This window comes from Roseivirga sp. AWQ4_251 (assembly GCF_056158225.1).
In genome coordinates, this window is the sequence record NZ_JBSWSW010000001.1 from 2,648,078 (window position 1) to 2,669,864 (window position 21,787).

At 40.3% G+C, this 21,787-nt stretch carries 14 protein-coding genes; 3 read left to right on the forward strand and 11 right to left on the reverse strand.

The features are described 5' to 3' along the window. Positions 1–2: 2 nt before the first annotated feature. Positions 3–956: a transketolase family protein gene (locus ACXACJ_RS11495; protein WP_475134513.1), complete on the forward strand. Its 954-nt coding sequence runs from the start codon at positions 3–5 to the stop codon at positions 954–956. 76 nt (positions 957–1,032) lie between these two features. Here ACXACJ_RS11495 and ACXACJ_RS11500 read toward each other — a convergent pair whose 3' ends face one another. Beyond that, positions 1,033–2,439 carry an MBL fold metallo-hydrolase gene (locus ACXACJ_RS11500; protein ID WP_475134514.1) on the reverse strand — a complete coding sequence of 469 codons (1,407 nt, stop codon included), beginning with the start codon at positions 2,437–2,439 and terminating at the stop codon, positions 1,033–1,035. A gap of 130 nt (positions 2,440–2,569) precedes the next feature. Between ACXACJ_RS11500 and ACXACJ_RS11505 the strand changes: the two genes are divergently transcribed. Continuing rightward, positions 2,570–3,196 (forward strand): PhnA domain-containing protein, encoded by a 627-nt coding sequence (locus tag ACXACJ_RS11505; RefSeq protein WP_475134515.1) that lies wholly within the window; start codon positions 2,570–2,572, stop codon positions 3,194–3,196. Continuing rightward, complete coding sequence (locus ACXACJ_RS11510; protein WP_475134516.1) at positions 3,197–3,565, forward strand: VOC family protein; 369 nt, start codon at positions 3,197–3,199, stop codon at positions 3,563–3,565. Between the two features lie 83 nt (positions 3,566–3,648). Here ACXACJ_RS11510 and ACXACJ_RS11515 read toward each other — a convergent pair whose 3' ends face one another. The 10 genes from ACXACJ_RS11515 to ACXACJ_RS11560 all read right to left on the reverse strand — a co-directional run bounded on the left by ACXACJ_RS11515 (position 3,649) and on the right by ACXACJ_RS11560 (position 21,764). Continuing rightward, complete coding sequence (locus ACXACJ_RS11515; protein WP_475134517.1) at positions 3,649–5,589, reverse strand: PA14 domain-containing protein; 1,941 nt, start codon at positions 5,587–5,589, stop codon at positions 3,649–3,651. Between the two features lie 14 nt (positions 5,590–5,603). Then, positions 5,604–7,448 carry an alkaline phosphatase gene (locus ACXACJ_RS11520; protein WP_475134518.1) on the reverse strand — a complete coding sequence of 615 codons (1,845 nt, stop codon included), beginning with the start codon at positions 7,446–7,448 and terminating at the stop codon, positions 5,604–5,606. A 239-nt stretch (positions 7,449–7,687) separates the two neighbouring features. Continuing rightward, entirely contained in the window at positions 7,688–9,274 is a 1,587-nt protein-coding gene (locus ACXACJ_RS11525; protein ID WP_475134519.1) for a RagB/SusD family nutrient uptake outer membrane protein, read from the reverse strand. Positions 9,275–9,293: 19 nt separating this feature from the next. Continuing rightward, complete coding sequence (locus ACXACJ_RS11530; RefSeq protein ID WP_475134520.1) at positions 9,294–12,362, reverse strand: SusC/RagA family TonB-linked outer membrane protein; 3,069 nt, start codon at positions 12,360–12,362, stop codon at positions 9,294–9,296. Between the two features lie 348 nt (positions 12,363–12,710). Further along, on the reverse strand, positions 12,711–16,052 hold the full coding sequence (locus ACXACJ_RS11535) for a hypothetical protein (RefSeq protein ID WP_475134521.1): 3,342 nt from the start codon (positions 16,050–16,052) through the stop codon (positions 12,711–12,713). A 107-nt stretch (positions 16,053–16,159) separates the two neighbouring features. Further along, positions 16,160–19,846, reverse strand: a complete 3,687-nt coding sequence (locus ACXACJ_RS11540; RefSeq protein WP_475134522.1) for a sensor histidine kinase — start codon at positions 19,844–19,846, stop codon at positions 16,160–16,162. A 151-nt stretch (positions 19,847–19,997) separates the two neighbouring features. Next, positions 19,998–20,270 carry a DUF983 domain-containing protein gene (locus ACXACJ_RS11545; protein ID WP_475134523.1) on the reverse strand — a complete coding sequence of 91 codons (273 nt, stop codon included), beginning with the start codon at positions 20,268–20,270 and terminating at the stop codon, positions 19,998–20,000. A 67-nt stretch (positions 20,271–20,337) separates the two neighbouring features. After that, positions 20,338–20,604 carry a hypothetical protein gene (locus ACXACJ_RS11550; RefSeq protein ID WP_475134524.1) on the reverse strand — a complete coding sequence of 89 codons (267 nt, stop codon included), beginning with the start codon at positions 20,602–20,604 and terminating at the stop codon, positions 20,338–20,340. 37 nt (positions 20,605–20,641) lie between these two features. Continuing rightward, positions 20,642–21,181 (reverse strand): DUF420 domain-containing protein, encoded by a 540-nt coding sequence (locus ACXACJ_RS11555; protein WP_475134525.1) that lies wholly within the window; start codon positions 21,179–21,181, stop codon positions 20,642–20,644. Then, the gene (locus tag ACXACJ_RS11560) at positions 21,174–21,764 is read right to left on the reverse strand and encodes a hypothetical protein (protein WP_475134526.1); all 591 of its coding nucleotides are present in this window, start codon (positions 21,762–21,764) and stop codon (positions 21,174–21,176) included. Before ACXACJ_RS11560 ends, ACXACJ_RS11555 begins: the two co-directional genes overlap by 8 nt. Positions 21,765–21,787 lie beyond the last annotated feature (23 nt).

A 21,787-nucleotide genomic window follows, 5' to 3' on the forward strand; every position in this document is an offset into this window, starting at 1 on the left:
CCATGACAAAATTTACATATACTGAAAAGAAAGACACACGTTCAGGCTTTGGCGTTGGCCTACTTGAATTGGGACGTTCAAACCCAAATGTGGTAGCCCTTTGTGCCGATTTAGTGGGTTCATTGAAAATGCAGGATTTCATCGATGAATTTCCTGAAAGATTCTTCCAAGTGGGTATTGCAGAAGCCAACATGATGGGTATTGCTGCCGGACTTACAATTGGAGGCAAAATTCCTTTTACAGGTACTTTTGCCAACTTTTCTACTGGTCGTGTTTATGATCAAATCCGTCAGTCGATTGCTTATTCTGGCAAAAACGTAAAAATTTGTGCTTCTCACGCAGGTTTAACCTTGGGAGAAGATGGAGCAACTCACCAAATTTTGGAAGATTTGGGCATGATGAAAATGTTGCCTCACATGTGCGTAATCAACCCTTGTGACTTCAACCAAACCAAAGCAGCCACCATTGCCATTGCAGAATATGATGGCCCAGTTTACTTGCGTTTTGGAAGACCAAAGGTGCCAGTATTCACGCCTGCCGATCAAAAATTCGAAATCGGTAAAGCTCTAAAGCTCATTGAAGGCTCTGACGTATCAATTTTTGCTACAGGCCATTTGGTTTGGGAAGCAATTGAAGCAGAAGCTGAATTGGCAAAAGAAGGCATTAAAGCAGAAGTGATTAATATTCACACCATTAAACCTTTGGATGTAGAAGCTATTTTGGAATCTGTTGCTAAAACAGGTTGTGCAGTTTCCGCTGAAGAACACCAAATGAATGGCGGTTTGGGCGATAGTATTGCACAAACTTTAGCGCTAAACAACCCTGCTCCTTTAGAAATGGTTGCTGTAAACGATTCTTTCGGAGAAAGCGGTACACCTGAGCAACTGATGACCAAATACGGCATTGATGCAGCTCATATTGTAAAAGCTGCCAAAAAAGTAATGGCCAGAAAATAAACGAAATCCATATTTCGGAAAAATAAAGAAGCCCCGGCCAAAAGGTCAGGGCTTCACTTTTCAATCAATCAACCATTCAAAGCATTGTCACTGGTTCGCTGAATTCAGTCAGTGGCAGCCCTGTTGCCTTGATTCCTTTAAAGCCTTCTTTTATATTGATTAAATCTTGGTAACCATTCTTTTTAAGAATTGAATAGGTAATCATAGAGCGATAACCTCCAGCGCAGTGCAAATACCAAGTTTCATTTTTATCTAGATCATCCACATGGTCGTTGATGAAATCGAGAGGAAAATTACGAGCACCAACCACATGCTGTGACTTATATTCACTTTGCTTTCTTACATCCAACAAGCGAAGGTTTTCATCAAATACTTGAGCGAATTCCTTTGCTGAAACCTGCTGCACTTTTTCAACTGGTTCCCCCGCCTCTTTCCAAGCTTCAATTCCACCTTTCAAATAACCAAGGGCGTTATCGTAACCTACACGCGAAAGCCTAATCACAACTTCTTCTTCCTTTCCTTCATCAGCTAAAAACACAATCGGTTGCTTTAAATCCGTGATTAATGCTCCCACCCAAGGCGCGAAGTTATCGTCAATCCCTATGAAAATGGACTTAGGTATGTGCGCTTCCGCAAAGGCTTCTTTGCTTCTTGTATCCAAAATCAGCGCATTACTTTTTTCAACCGAATGCTTGAATTCCTTCACCTCAAGACCCCAAACGCCACGCTCTAAAATATCATCAATGCTTTCGTATCCCATCTTATTCATTACAGCATTCTTCGGGAAATATTGAGGCGGAGCCACCAAACCATCGGTTACCGTTTTCACGAACTCTTCTTTGGTCATATCCAGCTGTAAAGCATAATTAAAGCGCTTTTGGTTACCGAGTGTATCCACAGTGGCATCGCTCATATTTTTACCACAAGCCGAACCTTTACCATGTCCAGGGTAAACAATTACATCATCTGGCAAAGGCATAATTTTATTGCGAAGCGAATCGAAAAGGTGCCCAGCCAAATCTTCACGACTCAAATCTGTTTTCACAGCTAAGTCAGGCCTTCCCACATCACCCAAAAACAAAGTGTCACCAGTGAAAATGGCATGATCATTCCCATCTTCATCAATCAACAAAAATGTTGAAGATTCCATGGTGTGCCCTGGCGTATGAAGCACTTTAATGCGAACATCGCCCAGTTTCAGAATTTGATTATCTGCGGCTACTAAAGCATCGAAATTTGGCTTTGCTGTTGGGCCATAGACAATCGTTGCGCCTGTTTTTTCAGCCAAATCCAAATGTCCCGAAACAAAATCGGCATGGAAATGCGTCTCCAAAACATACTTGATTTTGGCTCCATTTCTCTCGGCCAAATCAAGGTAAGGCTGAACTTCCCTGAGCGGATCAACAATGGCAGCCTCTCCGTTTGATTCAATGTAATAAGCAGCTTCGGCCAAACATTGCGTATATAATTGTTCTATTTTCATAGTGGTATATTTTCTCATTCGGTAATTCAAATGTCTATATTCCATAAGCAAAAAAGCGTAACCTTAGTTACTGACAGAACTGATTTTAATCAGTGTTTTTACCAGTACATTTTCCGAAATTTGTACTCAAATGCGCGTGGATAAATTCCATGCAGAAGTGCGAGAAAGAGAAAATATGAGCGTAGAAAACACCCTTTTAGAGCGTAGCGGCTCTCAATGCGAATTATGTGCTAATACTTCCAACTTGAAAGTATATACGGTTCCTCCTACTGAAGAAGAATCGGCAGAAAACAGCATTCTAGTTTGCGAAACTTGCTTAGAACAAATTGAAAACCCTGAAGCTGTTGAACCGAACCACTGGAGATGTTTGAACGACAGCATGTGGAGCGCAATTCCGGCAGTGCAGGTTATGGCTTGGCGCATGCTCAATAGATTAAAAGGCGAAGGTTGGCCAATCGATTTGCTCGATATGCTTTACTTAGATGAAGAAACTTTGGCTTGGGCAAAAGCTACTGGAGAAGGAAATTCTGATGAAGCAACGGCCAAGCACATTGATAGCAACGGAGCTGAACTAGTAGCAGGAGACACGGTAGTATTAATCAAAGATTTGAACGTAAAAGGAGCGAATTTCACCGCTAAACGAGGTACAGCCGTACGAAATATCGGTTTGGTTCATGATGACCCAGAACATATTGAAGGAAAAGTGAATGGCCAGCAAATTTATATTTTAACCAAATTCGTTAAGAAATCTAGTTAAATGGCCAAATCCCGCTTTACATCCATGGTACCAGTTCTTCCTTCACAGGATATTGAGCGGGATTTGGCCTGGTACGAAAAACATACAGGTTTTGATCGGTTTTTTGGCGATTCGATGTATGCTGGGTTAAAGCGGGAGAACATGTACCTCCACCTGCAATGGCATGCCGATAGCGAAGACGATCCTTTGCTTGGTGGCTCCGTAATTCGGCTTTTTGTAGATGATATACAGCCCATTTTCAACGAATTTGTAGAGCGAGGCACCGTTTCAGAAAATAAATTAAGCCTCAACACCCCTTGGGGAACGCATGAATTTGGCTTTTACGATTTAAATCGAAATGCCATTTTTATTGTTGAAGACTTAGACTAACAAAAAAAATTGGCGCACTGTAATGCTACAATGCGCCATACTTAACCTAATCCAATAACAGAGTTAACTCCGCTAGTTTTCTTTTACTTTTTATAGAAAGTGATTTGCTCTAAAGGCACCCAACCTTGCAATCCCTTTCCTGAAATTGAGATATTCAATTCTTCTCCCATAAAATCTTCGAAATACTGGATTTCCACAGGATGATAGCCCTTTTGAAGCACTGCGTAACCTGCATTAGCGGTAGCGCTGTGTGATCCGTCATTGTTGATGATTATCTCGCTGCCAATCACCAATCGAGCACCATCATCACTTCTTAGTCGGAAAGAATACAGACCTTCTTCAGGCACTTTGATAAATCCTCTATAGCGAATCGCAAAATGATCTTCGTGCAAACCTGCTATTTCAGCCACATCAAAATCTGTTGATGCGCCTGACTTCACTACAGTTTCCTGATCAAAATCCGGCAAATGAACCCACTCCCCTTCGTAGTACTCATACTGAAGTCCCTTTTCAGCCCTTCTAACTTTTACAGATGTTTCTGGCTTTACCTTAAAGTATTTCTGTTCAGAAACAGAGCCATAATAACCATCCTTCATTACGATGACTTTAATTTCCTTCGTTTCAGAAATACTAAATCCATTTTGATAAACTTCCGATTCTGAATTCGGCACTACACCATCAGAAGTAAAATGAATCTGTCTGTTCGGGAATGGATATTCAAACTTTAAATCTGAAGTATGGGTAAATTTGATCTCCTTTGGTGACATTGAAACAGGGCTTTGAGCCTCAGGCAAAACTTTGGTTTGGCCTTTCAATACCATTTCCTCCAACCCTTTTTGTTTATAACTTAAGCTCCAATCCAGAATAAAAGGATCAGTTTTCTTTTTGCCAAAGCCTAACTTTTCACCTTGAGGAGAAGGCTCATATTTAAAGCTTATAATCTGCGAACTTTTAGCTGGCACTTCAATTTCCCAAGTTCCCTCGTCTACCATTAATTGGTGATGATGAATTAAATCAGCCTGAAAAAGCATAGGGATATCCTGCTCATTTTTCACCTCCAAAGTCACCATGCCTTCTTCTCCGGTTTCATTCTTTACCAGCACTTCTTTGGCCATATGCGAAGTAGAAATTAAGCCTTCGGCCAAAGCCCTAGATTCAGGCGTAACCAAGTCAATTTCACGAATACCATCCAAGGAAATATTCGCCATAATTGGTCCTCCTTCCTTATCCATGGTCACCCACATTACATGGTCGTATTCACCGAAAGTTGGGCCACGTAAATCACTTCCTCCACCAGTAGTTGCCAAAGTGATGTAGTTCTCTCCTTTTCTTTCTTGATATAAATAACTGTGCGTATGACCGGCAAATACATTGTAATTTCTATCCTTCAAAAGCGCTTCAATTTCATCGAAACCACTCAAATCTTTATAATTCCAAATCGGGTGATGCATGAAAATCATTGTCCAACGCACGTCTGAATTTGTGAGGATGGCATTTTTCACATATGCTAGCTGCTCTTCTCCCAAAATCACACCATCACCATCGTTTGTATCCATGGTAATGAAAAGCACATCGCTGTAGCGAAAAGCATAATAATTACGCCCAAAGCGATTAATCCATTGGTTTTTCATGATTTCGTTAGAGATGTCGTGGTTGCCGGGTAAGTAGAAAAAAGGAGCTTCTAGGTTATCGATAAAACCCTGAAATTCGGTCCATTCTCTATTCAAAACTGAATCTTGATGTGTGTAACCTTCAATAAAATCACCCACACTCATCACAAATTCTGGCTGCAACAAATTGAGCTTTTTCAGGGCAGTTGGAAAAACACCTGCGCGGTGCCCACCCGTACGGTCGCTGACAATGGCAAACTGAAAGCTTTCAGGGTTATTCTTGAAATTCAGGTGAGACCATGGCGTTTGATTCGGGAAAGAATCTAATGCCGAAAAGCGTGACGCATTCTGAGCCTTTATGCCAAAGCATAAAAGCATCAGAAATGCGCACATGAGGATAGATTTTAGTTTCATTGTGATGGTTTGGGTTAATGCGAACTATGGTACTTTTTGATTAAGCTGAATATTTTCTGGAAGATTTCCGTGTTTTCATAAACGCCTTGAAACTCATTTGAATGGGCACCATATGCAAAAAGGGGCACCATCATTCCTGTATGATCGTTGCTGTGGAAGTCTAATTCTACCTCTCCAGATTTCACATTACCTTGAGGCAAAGCGGTTCCGCCAGTTTCATGATCGGCAGTAACCACCAACAAGGTATTAGGGTGTTTGTCAATGTATTTCATCACTTCACCCACGGCTCTATCAAAATCAATCCCTTCTTCTACAATCGTTTCTGTGCTGTTGACATGGCCACCTACATCGATTTTAGCACCTTCAACCATAAGGAAAAACGGAGCATTTTTAGCACTTAAAAACTGAAGTGAATTATTCGTAGCATCTTGCAGAAAATCCCCTCGGCCTTGCATTACGCTTGGCATATCTCTTATGGCACCGAAATACCCTAGTTTTTCACTTTGGCTTTTGGCTATATCGTTTAGCGATTCTGCCAAGTCGAAACCATGTGCCTGAAGCGAATCAATTCGGTTGTATTTTCTATTCGCGAAGTCCATTCTTCCTCCACCGATAAAAAGGTTGAGCGGACTGGTTTGCAAGTCTGCGGCAATTGCGCCAACATCGTCTCTTTCTATTTGATGAGCAAAAAAGGCTGCTGGAGTAGCTCCAGTAATATGATCTGTTGTGATAATGCCTGTTTTGAAGCCATAAGCTTTTAACACTTCGGGAAAATTCTTCAACTTCTCTCCTTTTGGCCCAACACCTATAGCTCTATTGTTGGCTTTATGACCAGTAGCCATTGCTGTTCCGCCAGCAGCAGAATCAGTGGTAAAATCATCGGCTGCTTGAGTTTTCACCAAACCCAAGCTCTTCATTTGAGTGAGATTGAGCTTATTTCCATTGGCAAACATGGCTGCTGAAATCTGAGTAAGACCATTGCCATCGCCTATCATTAAAATCACGCCTTCAATAGGCAAATCCTTAGCATCGGACTGAAAAGAAGGTTGGTATACTTCGTATTGTTGCTTGGCTTTATAAACATTGATTGGAAGCGTAGCCAAGTATTTTGTAGCCTCATAAGGCTGATCTGTGTTGATAAAGTCAATACCTAAATCGGCAAATGCTTTCCAAGCGGTTTTACCATCGGGAGAACCCCAAAAACGAATAGGCTTACCTAATTGATGAACTTGTTGAATAATCTTTTTTAGGGCAACTTCCTCATCTTCAACAATTCGGCCTTTTCCATTCCAAACCGAAAATCCACCAAAAGAATAGCTGAACAAAGCGATTTTCTCTAAAGGAAGATCGGCATCAAAATCCTTTTCTTGATAATCGAAAAGAACGAATTCAGGATAATCCTTGTATTCAGAAGCTTTGGGTCTTCCGCCAGTAATCACAACTCTAATTCCGTTTGGATTCTTTTTACTTACCCAGAGCTGAGCATAAGCAGGGTTCGTAACTTCTTTTACAATTTGCTTTAAAGTAGCATAAGGTTCAGTTTTTACATCTACCAGCAACTGAAAGCTGTAATTTTCTAGCAAGCCCATTTCTTTGGCTTTCAGCATGGGCTGCAGATATAGCGAGGCTAAGGTTCTATTAGGTTGAATGGATTCCTTTTCGTGAGCCACCATGAGTTGGCCATCTTTTAAGTGAACATCTGCCTCGATGGATGCACTTTTGCTGGCAGCGGCCTGCCAAAATGGAACTACCTGCTCGTAATCATTGTGGGAGTGAATTTTATAGATGGGGGTATTTTGTCCCAGAGCGGAACCAAGCATGCTGAAAAACAGCAAAGCAATAACTGCGATTTTTTTCATGTTTAAGGTTGTCAGGTGTATAGCCATTTATACTTAAGCCAATCTGCTTAATTCCATGACTAATGAAAAGAACCAAGGGACTATTTTGTAAGCGAGATTGGTCATTCTGAATTCGTTTCGGGTTCATCAAACTCCTTATTGATTTCTCAATGAGAAGGGTTTCTGAAACAAGTTCAGAATGACTTTTCTTTACCTAATCAATAGTCCCATTGGTTAAAATGATTGCATTGATTTAGCTTTTACCAGTCTTTGTTTTGAGGAATGCCCGAAGAGCGAACCACCTGATTAGGGATTGGCCATACGTGCATATAAGACGGGTTAAAGTTTCTTGCTGGCCAAATCACCTCAATGTTATAAGGAGAATTTGGATCAGATTTATCGGTATGCATTCTACCGTGCAGAGGCTTGCTGTAAGCTTCAGCGGCATCGCCCCAACGCACTAAGTCGAAGTGTCTATTGGCAAACTCACCTGCCAATTCAACTCTTCTTTCATGCTTCAGATCAGCCATAGTAGCATTGGTAATAGGCGCCATTCCTGCTCTTTCACGAACCATGTTCAAAGCTGCATCACCACTTCTACCTAACATAATTTGTGCTTCAGCTTTCATCAAAAGAACTTCAGCATACCTTAAAATTGGAACATTGTAAATCGTAGTTGGGTCATTACCATTAGAGTTGATATACGTTCCGATTGGATTCTCGAACTGGTATTCATACATGTATTTGTTGAATTGGAAACCAGAAAGAGAGTTTTCAGACTGATATTTTCTGTCTTCTCCAAAGAATTTGAAATCATCACCGAACTTCAAAATGGTTACTTCTCTTCTTATATCGCCATCTTCAAATTCCTCGTACAATTCCTCAGTTGGTGTGTAATATCCCCAACCGTTATACAATCCCCAGCCTTTGTTTTCTAAAGAAACACCAGGCAGTTTACTTCCACCGTTTACACCAGAAACTACAGACCAGATGTATTCAGGTCCCCAATTGTTCAAGTGGCTATGCAATAATCTGAAGTCTTCAGCAGGGGTATCGGTATCATAAAGTGATCTACCCGAACCTGAATTGGTTACCATATCGGCATATTTAATCACTTCTTCATATTTAGAAGGATCGTATTGAGCCCAGTACAAGTAGGTTTTAGCCATGTAAGCGTAAGCAGCATCTTTATGTGCTCTACCCAAGTTTTCAGCAGAATACTCTGTGAACAATGGCAACAAATCAATCGCTTTGGTTAAATCTTCAATGATTTGAGCGTAGTTATCCGTTACACTAGCAGGACGGCTGTATGTACCTGCAGGATCGAACATGTTATCTTCAGTTACAATCGGCACACCACCGTTCAAATTGTTATCGCCATAAGTATGAGCAATCCAGAAGTAATGGAAGGCACGCATGAAGTAAGCTTCTCCCAAAATTCTAGTTTTCAAAGACTCCGTAATGTCCATATCAGGTACATTGTACAGAATGTCGTTTGCTCTTCTGATGATTTTGTAACTCTGAGGATACATCCAGTATAAGTAGCCTTCATCACCGCTTACATTGAAGTTTTTGATGTTGTCGGCAGTACCATTCACACGGCCAGTCACCATGTCGTCCGAAGCATTGATGTACCAGAAGAAACCTCTAGAAAACATATCTTCATCTTTCATGTAGAAGTACAAACTGTTAGAAGCCTCAATAGCATCTTGTTCAGTTTTAAAGAAGTTCTCGTAAGAAGTACTTCCAAGCGGTTCAAGATTGGTAAACTCGTCTGAACAGGCGTTTACCAATAGTACGGCCACCACAAACAACCATACTTTTGAAAATGTCTTATTGATTTTCATTGCTTAATCTATTTTCGAATCAAAAGGTTAGTGAAAGTCCTGCGGTAAAGGTTTTAGGCACAGGGTAACGAGCTACGTCCAATCCTTTTCCACCCACTTCTGGGTCAATTCCGCTGTAGCCTGTAATGGTGAATAGGTTTTCTGAAGAGATGTAAACTCTAAGGTTATCAAATCCAGAAAGCGCTTTGATATTTTGTGTTGGGAAGGTGTAACCGATTACGATGTTCTTCAATCTTAAGTAAGAAGCATCTTCCAAATACCAGCTAGAGTTTGTACTGAAGTTTCCGTTTAAGTCTTTAGTAGAAATTCTTGGAATATCAGTATTACGGTTGTTTTCGCTCCATGCGTCCAACACTCTATTATCTAGATTATAACCTTGCTGAGAAGCATTGTAAGCAGTGTATTTATAACCGTTGAACACTTTAACACCTCCAACTCCTTGGAAGATCAAAGAAGCATCAAAGCCTTTGTACTCCAAATTGAAGTTGAAGCTATAGGTGAATTTAGGCTGGTAAGCCTCCATAAACACTCTATCGTCATCAGTGATTTTACCGTCACCGTTTACATCTTTGAATTTAAAATCGCCAGGCACAGCATTAGGCTGAATCAAGTTTCCGTTTTGGCTGTAGCTGTTGATTTCTTCTTGAGTTTGGAAAATACCTTCGTAAGGAATCAAATAGGTAGAATACAATGGTCTACCTACTGTAGATCTATAAGGATAAAGGTTAGATCTTACTTCGTCTCCGTGAGAAATAAAGTCGATACCAGCACTGTTGTAACCGTTAAGGTTTACCAGCTTGTTTTTCAAAGCAGCGATATTACCACCAGCATTGAATCTCACCTTACCAATGTTGCCATGATAGTTTGCAGAAAACTCGAAACCTTTGTTTTCTACCTCTCCACCATTTACGTCAGCAGCTGCAGTTCCTTGGTGCAAATCCTCCAAACCAGGAATGATCATTCCCTTGGTAGTTTTCACGAAGTAATCCAAAGTAACATCTACTTTGTTGTTCAAAATTGAAGCATCTAAACCAAAGTTGGTAGATTCTGAAATTTCCCAAGTAAGATCAAGGTTTGAGTTTCTACCCACATAAACACCTTTGTAGTAAGGGCTAGCATCTTCACCCAAAACCAAAGTTTGGCTGCTCAATGGCACATCGAAAGAATAGTAACCTACAGAGTTGATGTTACCGATTTGTCCCCAAGAAGCTCTCAATTTCAAGTTCGAGAACAAGGCACTTTGGAAGAAAAACTCAGAAGAGATTTTCCAAGCTCCAGAAACTGAAGGGAAATAACTGCTCTGGTTGTCTTTAGCCAAACGAGAAGTCTCATCGCGTCTGATACTTCCTGTTAAGAAATATCTGTCGTCATAGCTGTACATTGCACGGCCAATTGCTGAAGTAAGCGCATCTTCATAAACGCTGCTGCTTGGGTTATTGAACTCCGAAGCATTTGACATATACTGGTTGAATGGCTCTTCGCTACTGAAACCTCTACCCTGCTCTGAGAAACCTTCGTATTTCGTGAATTGTGCCGAATGAATTGCAGTAAGATTCAAATCATGCTTTCCAAAGGTTTTAGCATAAGAAACCTGATTTTCCCATACCCAACGGTTGGTGTTAGAATAGCTTTGGTTCAAATAATTCTGAAGGTTAGTTCTACCTAACTCAGGGATTCTTGGGTTGAAAACCTTGCTTTTAGTATCTGTAATGCTGTAGCTAAAAGTAGACTTGAACTGCAAACCAGGAATGATGTCGTAGCTCAAATAAGTGTTTGCGTTAAAGAAGTTGATTGGGTTGTTAGAAGTTGGTCTCAACAACAAAGCCACAGGATTGTAAACATCACCATAAGCACCAGCAAACTGAGAAAGATCGTAAGGTACTACGCCATGAAATTCACCATTTTCGTCACGAATTGGCGCTGCTGAAGGCATGTACAAAGCACTGATAATGGCACCAGAATATGAGCTAGAAGTGTTGGTTCCTGTAGAATTAGATCTAGAGAAATATACGTTCTCTCCTATTGTCAATTTATCAGTTAAGAAGAAATCTGCTTTCAAACGAGCACTGTATCTTTCAAAATCAGTTCCCAAAAGCAAACCTTCCTTTTTGTGGTAGCCAAATGAAGTCATGTATTGAACAAACTCAGTTGAACCACTCACATTAGCATTCACATTGTAGATAGATGCATCTCTAAAAATAGCATCAACCCAGTTTGTTCTGTTTACTTGTCCCCAAGGGTTTTGAGCAGCATTGTGAGCCGACTGTCTTGCAACACCGGCATTGTCAGCAGCTAGATTGTAAACATCGGCTTGTTCTTTGGCGGTTAGCGGAGTTGGTAAATTACCTGCTTGCTGAAAGCCAGTATAAAAATCTACAGAGATTTTAGGAGCACCTAAAGTACCTGCTTTAGTTTTGATTACAATTACACCAGAAGCTGCTTGCGCACCATAAATAGCGGCAGCCGCTGCATCTTTCAAAATAGAAACCAACTCAATATCGTTAGGGTTGATTGCCGGACCATAATAAGGCACACCATCTACAACTGTAAGCGGAGCCTCATTTGAGAATGAACCAATTCCACGAATAATAATCTGTGCGTTTGAAGATGGATCACCACCTTGTTGCAAAACCGTTACACCTGGTACGTTACCTTGTAAGAAATCATTAAGGTTTGAAACCGGACGACTGTTGATTCGCTCTAAACCAGATACTGAAGAAACCGAAGAAGTAAGGTTTTCTTTTCGGGTAGAACCGTAACCAATCATTACAACATCATCTAATTGATTGATGTCTTGCTCTAAAAAAATGGCTAGATCCGAAGTTCCTTGGTATTCAACTCTTTTGGTTTTCATTCCTACGAATGAAACAGTGATGTAGCCAGAATTTTCAGAAAGTTCGAAGCTGAATTTTCCGTCAGCATCGGTTACTTTTCCCTGACTCTGATTTCCGTTAGGAATAACCGTTACGCTAGGAATAGGCATGTTGCCGTCTGCCTCCATAACAGTACCTTTGACGATTGTCTGTGCCCGCATGCTAAAGGCGCTTAGCAAACAGGCGACCACAATAATGTAAAAATGTTTTCTCATGGGTTAGTTTTAGTGAAAATTTCTGTCGCAAAACTAGCCGCATGAAGCACCCTTAAGGGGGAAGAATCTTTCAGAAACGGGGAGAAATCTTTCAGAAAAACCTCTTCAACGAACCATTTTAGGGGGAGTTTTTAGTCAAAAACAATGCCTTAACGCAGTATTAACAGAAGGCCGCTTGGAGGCAACACTTCTTAACAATGGCGTAATTCGGCAGAAGAATCACTGATTAATGCATTTAGAGAAGCATTTCTCTCGAAAACCTGAGTTTAAGGCAGGTTCATAAAAAGTATGAATGGATTGAAAAAGCAAACTCAAAAGCACCTTCCCTTTAATGAGTAAGGCATTTTATTAAAACAAAGCCGAAACCTGTACACGCCCTAAGTGCACAACTCTGCTTCCTTCAGATTGACGGCCATCGTAGCGAAGTAACAGTTGAAGTCCATTTCCAATTTTCTGCTGCCAATTAAGATTCCAAGTCAAGTTTTTACCCGGCCTAAGCGCTTCCAGAAGTTCATAACCCGTTGGCGAACTTTCTTCCCCTTGAAAGTTTATATCTATAAATTTGAACCCTGCGGAAAGTGTAGTTTTTGCAGCTTTGGAATAGCGAGACTCAAGGCCAAATTCATTGATGTCAGATTGTTCGTTGCTGTTTTCCGTCAATACATTCTGCTTATGCTTGTTCGCATAAGTTGTGGTAAATCGAAAAACAGTACTTGGTTGCCATGAAAGTGTAGGTTGATAAGTTTCTTCATCAATAAGATAATTGCGCTGAGTAAGCACATCGGAACTACTCGCCCTTTGACCAGAAGTGTATGTTAGATCCAAATTCATATTGAGATTTATGTTCCAACGTACATGCGCCCTTAATTCATCATTATCGATTTGCTCAAAGCCATTTAGCAACAGCTGCTTATTCTGTTGCTTGGCAAAGCCCAAATCGGTTGCAAAAGCAGTTTGCGATTGGTTAAAAAAGAAAGTTGAGCGGAAGGTTTCCTTGGAAGAAAGCACAAATTCATCTTCCACGTGAATGGGCCAAAGTCGAGCCCCTAAATCATCATCCGTGATTTTTGAATTCAGGGTGTAAGCGGTGGTGTTAGAAATTCTTCCCAACCATTTTTTAAGGCCTGATTCACTTTGCCATTCGCTTGGAGGCCGAACTCTTAAACGATAACTGATATTGGTATTGAATGCCTCTTCATAATTATCCGTAGGCACAAAAATCTTTGCATAGTTCTTTTCATCAGGATTAATGGCAATGTAAAATTCATTCAAATCCTGAACACCATCTCCATTATCATCGCGCCAAGTATGTGTTCCCTGTCCCGTGGCAACCTGAACGAAAACGAATTCCCTGCGCAGCTCCCTGCTATTGGAAAGGTTATAATTGAGCTCTGATTGAATCGCCCGTTCAAAGAAATTCCCGAGCCAATCTACCCTACCCATAATCGTTCTGTCATTCTTGTTTGAACCCGTAGCGTTCAAATTCTCAAGGTTCCGATAGGTAAAAAGAACATTCAAATTTTGGGTGTTATCTATGTTGGTTTTAAAGAACGCATTCCATGTTTCGGCTCGAGTATTTTGGCGAAGTTCTCCATCAAAAGGTGCTCGGTCTTCCCTTATCTGATATTCCACGCCATAGGTTGTATTTAGGGTATCCGAGTTTTTCAAATAAAAGCTATGTGCCTCATAATTCATGGCGGTTCTAATTACCTCATCAGTAGCTTTATTGCTCACTGAATTTCTATCTACCTGAAATTTATAACCAGGAATGAACCATTTAGAACGAAAAGCAAGATCGGTTGTCAGCCTTTTCCAATCAGAATAGACAACCTCCTGATCGTTTGTCATGGAAAAAGCATTTACTTTCAACTGAAATAAGCCTAGAGACTTAGCTCCATCGAAATACTGTTGGTAACCATCTACAGCTTCCCCTCGTTTTCGCCTCACTATTTTGTATTCAAAGCTGTTCAAAGCATCCTTGGCTAATCCTAAATGAGCATTTGCAATATTTTCGGTGTAGTTGGCACTGAAATCGGTGGTAGAAAAACTCCAATCTCTATCGAATTCAATGTATCTCACGCGGTCCATAAATGAAAAAGCCTCGTTGTCAAATTCATAAGAAGCTCCAGCATTGAACTTATATTCATCCAAGCCCTTGACAGGTCGGTCAACAAACTCATAAATGACTTTGTATGCCATTCCTTGATCGTCATCAGCATCTAATTCCGAAAACAGATTCACATCATTTTTAGAGAAAGCGACTTCTGCACTGACTTCATCATAATTATTCAATTTATAACCGGCTCCTATGGTTATCATCTGTTTTTGATTTGGCGCATGAAGCAAAGAAACGGGTTCAAAACTCCCTTGAGCCTGACCATTTATAGGTGCAATCCACTTGTAAATTCTACCATTTGCAGTCGCGCTTGTGAGTTGGTAATTGCCATTCCCTAAGCCCACTTCGCTAAATTGAACATTAAAAAAAGCGCTATCGGGATTGGTTGAATACTGAAAAATCTCATACTCCTCCCCTCCATTGTCTACTCCGATCGTTTTTCTATACAGCACCAAATCAGAAGTATATTCAACGCTATCGACTCTAGAAGTGTAGGCTTCTCCTAAATTATCACCAGCATTGGCCAAAATCTGTTTTTCCTCCTGGCTGAGACTAAAAGCCAATGGCTGATTTCTATTATCTTTTTCACCATAATAATTGAGAGCGAAGTTGATTTTATCGTTAGCCTGATAATGGCTGGCTTGGAGAATAGAGCGTGAATAATTCTGATCTGAAAACTCGAAGTCAACCCGAATTCGGGTAAACTGAGTGACAAGTACCTTATTGGTGAAAGTGATTTCTCCCAAATTATAATCAATTACATAATCGTTATCGAAACCGCGGGTAAGCTGAACGCCATCGATAAAAACCTTTTCTGAACCCGCTATGATAATCACAAAACGCTCATTATTGGGACCTCGCACTCGATAAGGGCCGAGAACTCCTTCTATCGGATCGATGCTTATTGAAGCAAAACGCCCCTTAGCCACCGAAGCTGCAAAAGAGGTTTCAGCCTTAAAGCCATTGGCCATGGTATATTCGGTTTTAAATTGAGCTCCTTGCACATTTTTATAATAGCGCAGAAAGTTCGATTCGCGGTTTTTCAGCACAATATCGCCCGCGGTAAGGCTCCACTTGTCGTTATAAAGCTGAATGAAAATATTATCGAAATCTTGTAACTGCTGGGTATTTCCCTCAGGTTGAAAAGGCACATTTCTATCGGAAATCACCGCTCTCAAATTCACACTTTCGCTCAATTGACCTTCCATTTGTAAGTTGAGCGAAGAGTTAACGAAAACATCTTGTCGATTTCCAAAGGAAATTCCTCGGGTAATACTCCCCGTTTTATTGATGTTCTGAGAAGAAAAAACTTCATCTCTTTTAGGCAAAGCTAGCGTTTGCTGGTAGCGAATAGCATCTTTAAACAGTGCCGTAGAATCATAAATATCGAGTGTTTTATTCGCTCTTTTTGAATGAAGGTCGTAGGGCAAGGTTCGATAGCAAACCAGAACAGAATCAACTTCATTCGACCTTACGGATATTTCATTTGCACTCAAATTGAATTCAAAGTTGAGCTTTTCATTGGGTTCTGAAATATGAATGGACTCTGGAATGGCTGTTAAAGAATCAAGCACTATGGGTTCACCGTTTGTCTTTATCCATCGGCATTTATCAGATTCTTGCGCTTTCAGTTGATTTGCACACAAACAAAAAAACAGCACAAAAAGCCCCCTGAGCACAGCTAGTCGGTTAATGGAAATTCTATGTAGAATGTGGTGCCTTTGTCTGCTTCGGTTTCGAACCATATACTCCCTCCTGCGTGCTCTACTCCGCGTTTGGCAATCGCCAAGCCTATTCCGGAGCCTTCTTCCTTGGTGCTAAATTTAGGGATAAATATCTTGTCCTTAATATCGTCTGGAATTCCAGAACCATTATCGGCAACGCTGATTCGCGCTTTGGAGTGTGTTTCTTCCAACTCAATTTCCAATCTTGGCTTTCGTCCTTCGGGCATAGCTTGTTGGGCATTGAGAATAAGATTGCTGAAAATGCGTCCTAAAAGATTTGAATCCCCTTCTACCCAAACCGGATTTCGAGGAATATTCACTTCCATATCCATACTATCGGCTTTAAAAAGCCTTACAACCTTACGCAAAGCATCAGCCACATCTAGTCTCTCGTTTCGAGGAATAGGCATTTTGGCAAAAGAAGAAAACGAAGTTGCAATATCGCTCAACGATTCCACTTGATTTAAGAGGCTGTCAATAGGCTTATTGAAATCCTGATGCAAGTCTCTGCCTTCGGTCAACACCCTTTTTAAATGCTGAAGCTTAAGCTTCATGGGCGTAAGTGGATTCTTAATTTCATGCGCAACCTGCTGAGCCATTTCGCGCCAAGCGCTTTCTTTTTCACTCAAGGCCAATTCTTTCTTACTCTTCTCCAAGTTCACCAACATGCGGTTATATTCCCGAACCATCAACCCTATTTCATCATCAGCTGGCCATTCCAAAGGCTGATTGATATTGGAAAATGTAGTGGCCTTAATGCGCTCTGTAAGGTACTTAAAAGGATAGGTTATGATTTTTGACGCCACAAAAGAGAGCAACACAAATACGATAAAGATAAAGGTGAATGCATTAAGAATATTAGAAACAATGTCGGTTTGCTGCCTTTTTAATTGTGTTTGTGACTTAAAAAATGGCATGCTCAAAATCCCGATCAAATTGTTGTTTTGGGGTGATCGAATACCCACATAAGTGGCTTGATACACCAAATTACCAACCCTTTCTGTATATAATCTTTCGCTAGTTCGATTCTCTATAACTTCAGCCATAGCCTTTGGATTGGCATAAGTAGAAAGCACCTGATTTTCGAAAATCATTCGCTGATTCGTGGCAATCAAAACTCCATTTTCATTAAACAGATTGATATCTGCCCTAGAATACTGGCTGATTTCCACCACTCTATTCTCTAGCGTTTCATTGTTTTCATTTTGGCTTTCTAAGAAATCTTCCACCGTAGGTGCCACATTCTTTCCTGCACTCTCGGCCACTTCAAGATAATTCTCCTCGATATTATCTTTCACGGTATTGTTCACCAAGCGGAGCACCACAATGCTTACGATGATCAAGGGTAAGAAAAAGGCGAAGTTGAGCAGAATTTGAACTTTGGCCGCTATGGTTACCGTTTCGTTGCGCAGGTTATAGAATAATGCACTGATTAGAAACACCACGATGATCATTCCTACCGTGAAGAGAAAGAATAGTGAAAAGTTGGTGATCATAAATCGTGTCGGATAAACTGGGCTACTGATCACGAAAAATTCAGTAGCATTTCGCCCCTGTACCGCCAAATGATGGTATTTGTTGATTATGATACCAGAAGTGAAGACCTTAGGGCGGCTGTGCCAGTCGGAAGGAAAGTCGCGTTCATAGTTAAAGTCGCCAATCGCGTTCACTAATTTTCCGTTCTGATAAAGGGCATAATCAAAGTGCCCCATATCGGTACTACTTCGGGCTTCATCGAACAATAGCTGGGGCAAAATACTATTGCTCAACTGTTCCTTTTTATCTAGTTTAATGATGATATGCCCCACCAAAGTATTGTACCGTTCAATGTCCATGAACAGATAATATTGGTTGGAACTGTTGGGGAAACGCCTGCTTATGAAGTAAAGATTATCATGTTCCGTTCTATACTGATCTTGGGCAAAAAGGCGATCGTATACGCCAAAATCAGACGACTGACTGTTGTTAATTGGCTTTCCTGAGCCATTAAAAAGAAAAATCTCGATATCATATTTATCGAAATACTCCCCTAAATAGGTGCGCCTAATACGCTGACGAATCAATTGTTTAGAAGCAAAGGAGTTGGATATATTGGTTTGAATCAAGATATCCTTTTCAATACCCTTGCTGGCCTCGGAAAGCAAAAACTCAGCAGTAAGATCGTTATTCGCTAAAAGCTCGGTGGCAATGCTGATTTTATCCTGCCTATCTACCTTTCTAATGTTTCCGTTGAGCACCAAAGTACTTACAAGAGCAACCACAAAAGATGCTGTAAAGAAGTAAAGGAAAGTATTATAACTAAGTTGTCTGATTTCCAAAGGGAACTTCAACCTAACAATCAACAAAAAGTAAATCAGATAAATGGTAAGGTCAACGATCCTCTTCTCTTGAAAAAAGAAATTGAGAATAACACAGGCTATAAATGAAGTCACGAGAACAATCTGAAACCACTTTTTCTTTTCTAATCGCATGTATCTCAATGCCGCCAATTGCGTGATCAAAAAGAAAATTACTCCCTGAACGAACAGGATAAAATAGCTCACCAGCTTATACAAATTCAAGCTAATATCCTTTGCGATATCCAATTCCCATTGAGAATTACTCAGCAAAGAATCGAGTTCAAAGGTTAAATAGAAAAATGACAATACTGAAGCTCCCAGAAGAACTACAACCGTTGGGCCTTCCTTCTCCTTACCAAAATCAGCTTCGCGAATTTGCCAAAAACCATATATCACCACAATCAACAGAGAAAGTTCGTTGAGTAGTAAATCGCCCAAAGAAGGTTCCACATAGCTCGCTGCAAAGTGAATTGGATCGAAAAGGCCAAATGCTCGTACGCTGTAGGGAAATTCAAAATGAATCATTAAAAAGCGCATGGCAAGAAGCATTGCTGCTAGTAATGTAAGACCTAAAAAGGGATGGCCTCTTTTATTTAATTCATTGGCGTAAAACAGTGCTGCTCTAACAAACAGTATTATACACACGAGATAAAGAAGCAAAATGAAGGTTGAATACACTGGATAGTCAACTTTCATTAAGTCTGTTCCTGAAAATGAGAAGAGATAAATCCCTTGGTTGCTAGTTATTTCATGATCTGATGGGGCTGAAGCATCCTGAGAAAGCACATAATTGGATTTCCCAAAAACTTCAGGATTCATTCCTGTGAGCTGAAAACCTTTATTAATCGGAACCTCAGATCTCAGTGTCAAAAAGCCATAAATCTCAACTATGTGATTTTGAGCACTGTTTATAGTCTTCTTTTTTACAATGAATTTATCGTTGTTGATTTCAAGAAACTTGTAGAGATAAGTTCCTTCTAAAGTCCCGTATTTCGGCACAAAGCGATTAGTAGACCAATAAATGATCTCTCCGTTTTCATAGATAAAGAATGGATATTCCTCGCTGGCCTCTAGCCTATTGAACAAGCGACTGAGGTCCACGATAGCCTTGTTCCCTACCTCTTCAATCTTTTGGTCAAGAACCGCCAGCTGTTCATTGATATTATTTGAAATAGTCTCTTGCGGATTTACTCTCCTATCACGATCGGAAAAAATGAGTTCGTCAATCACCAAGGTAATGGCCAAAAGCCCTACACAAAGGATTATGAATTTATGGAAGGAAAATTTAGGGTTTATTTCCAACAATCGCCTGGTTCTTGAATTTTCAAAATCATGCTAATGAGAACTTCTCATCTAGCAAGTGACAAATTACGAATTAAGCTGAATTAGCTGTAATTCACGCCCATTTGCCACGAAAATTAGGCCAGAACTTCCAAGAATAAGGTAAATAAGAAATTTAGTCGAGTTCAGGTTTATATTTCAAACCTCCGAAAGCGTATAGGTAGAAAATACGAGAATAACGGAACATAATCGGGTACAGTAAAACGACTTCTGAGATAATGGCTATCAAATAGGTGTTTTCATTAGCGTTTTCTACCAGATTATAAATAATGAAAGCACTGACCAGAAAGAGCCCAACAGACATGGCGTAGCTGATGTACATAGCTCCATCGAAAAAACGGGGTTCGCGCTCAAACTTTACTCCACAGTGATCGCACTGCTTTTTCATCTGTGTCAACTTTCCCAAATTATAAGTGCCATAAGCGAATAGTTTTCCCTCATGACACTGAGGGCATTTACCCTCGACTATAGCCAAAAATTTTGATCGTTTTCCCATTCTTCTTGCTCGATTTATACCAGAAGTAAGCCAACACTCCGAACAGAACATATGGCGCAACAAAAAGGTATAGAATGCCCAAATTGAGGTTAGCTGCCATTGAGGTGTCACCTGCGCTCAAAGCCGACTCTACTGAGCCTCTGCACATGGCGCACTGCGCCCAAGAAGCTGCATTTACTCCAACGAGTAATAAGGCTGAAATCACTGTAATTCTGAACTTCCTCATGGTTCTCAAATTTAAGAATATAAGAGCACTTTTTTAATCAAAATTGATAATATGGGCTAATCATCAAATACACAATCACTCCAGTAATTGAAACATAAAGCCAAATTGGATAGGTGTATTTAACAATTCTCTTGTGCTTATCGAACACGTTGCTCCAAGCATAAAAGAAAGCCAATAACACTAATGGCACAACGCCAATTGAAAGAAGAATATGTGTAATCAAGAAGAAATAATAAACATACTTTAAGCTCCCCTCTCCTCCATATGGCGTTGATGGCGCTGAAGCATGATAAATCACATAACAAACTAGAAAGAAGGCTCCCAAAGCCAATGCTAGTGTGTTCATTCGTTTGTGAAGCGAAATATCACCTTTCTTTATAGCGATTAACGCCACAATTAGACAGAGTGCGGTTAAGGTATTCACAATACCAATGATGTGTGGCAAATTATAAACCCAATCGCCCAATTCTAACTTCTGTGGTAACGAAAGCAAAGCAGCTACGGCTACTGGAATAGCTATGGATAAAATTCGTATCCATAACATCGATTTCTTCGGGTTCAAAGCGGTTTCACTCATTATTCTGACTTTCCAATATTCTTAATTCTAGGATTAACCTATCAGTTTCCTCCCTCTCCATAATGTTATAATAGCCTCTGATTTGATTTTTAGCATCGACCAAAACCACGCGGTTATCCAAATCAGACATTACCAAATCACAGAACTTCAGTTTAGCCCATTCTGCTAAGTCCAGAGACTGAACTGACCAAAACTGGTTCATAAAAGTGATTCGATGATCGTAGCCACTAACGGCCGCCTTATCTATCGTTTGGCTATTCAAATACGAAGTTAAATGCACATGAGGATTATTGTAAAATACATCTTGAACTTTTTCTAATTCTTCAAGTCTCGATTTTAAAACAGGGCCATCCATTCTTTCGAAATGAATCACCTTATTTACTCCAGTTTTCACATTCGGATTGCTAACCAAATATGCCTTCTGCGATCTATCCAAACAAGATACATTTTGAAGTGTATCTCCAATTCCGTTGGCATAAAGTACAGGAATATCGAACTGATTATTACCGAATGATTTGAGGAAAAGGAAAATCAAAACGGGTAAAAGAATCAAAAGAAATAGGTAAATGCCTTTTGCTTTCATGTGTTAATAACAAAAAATCAGAC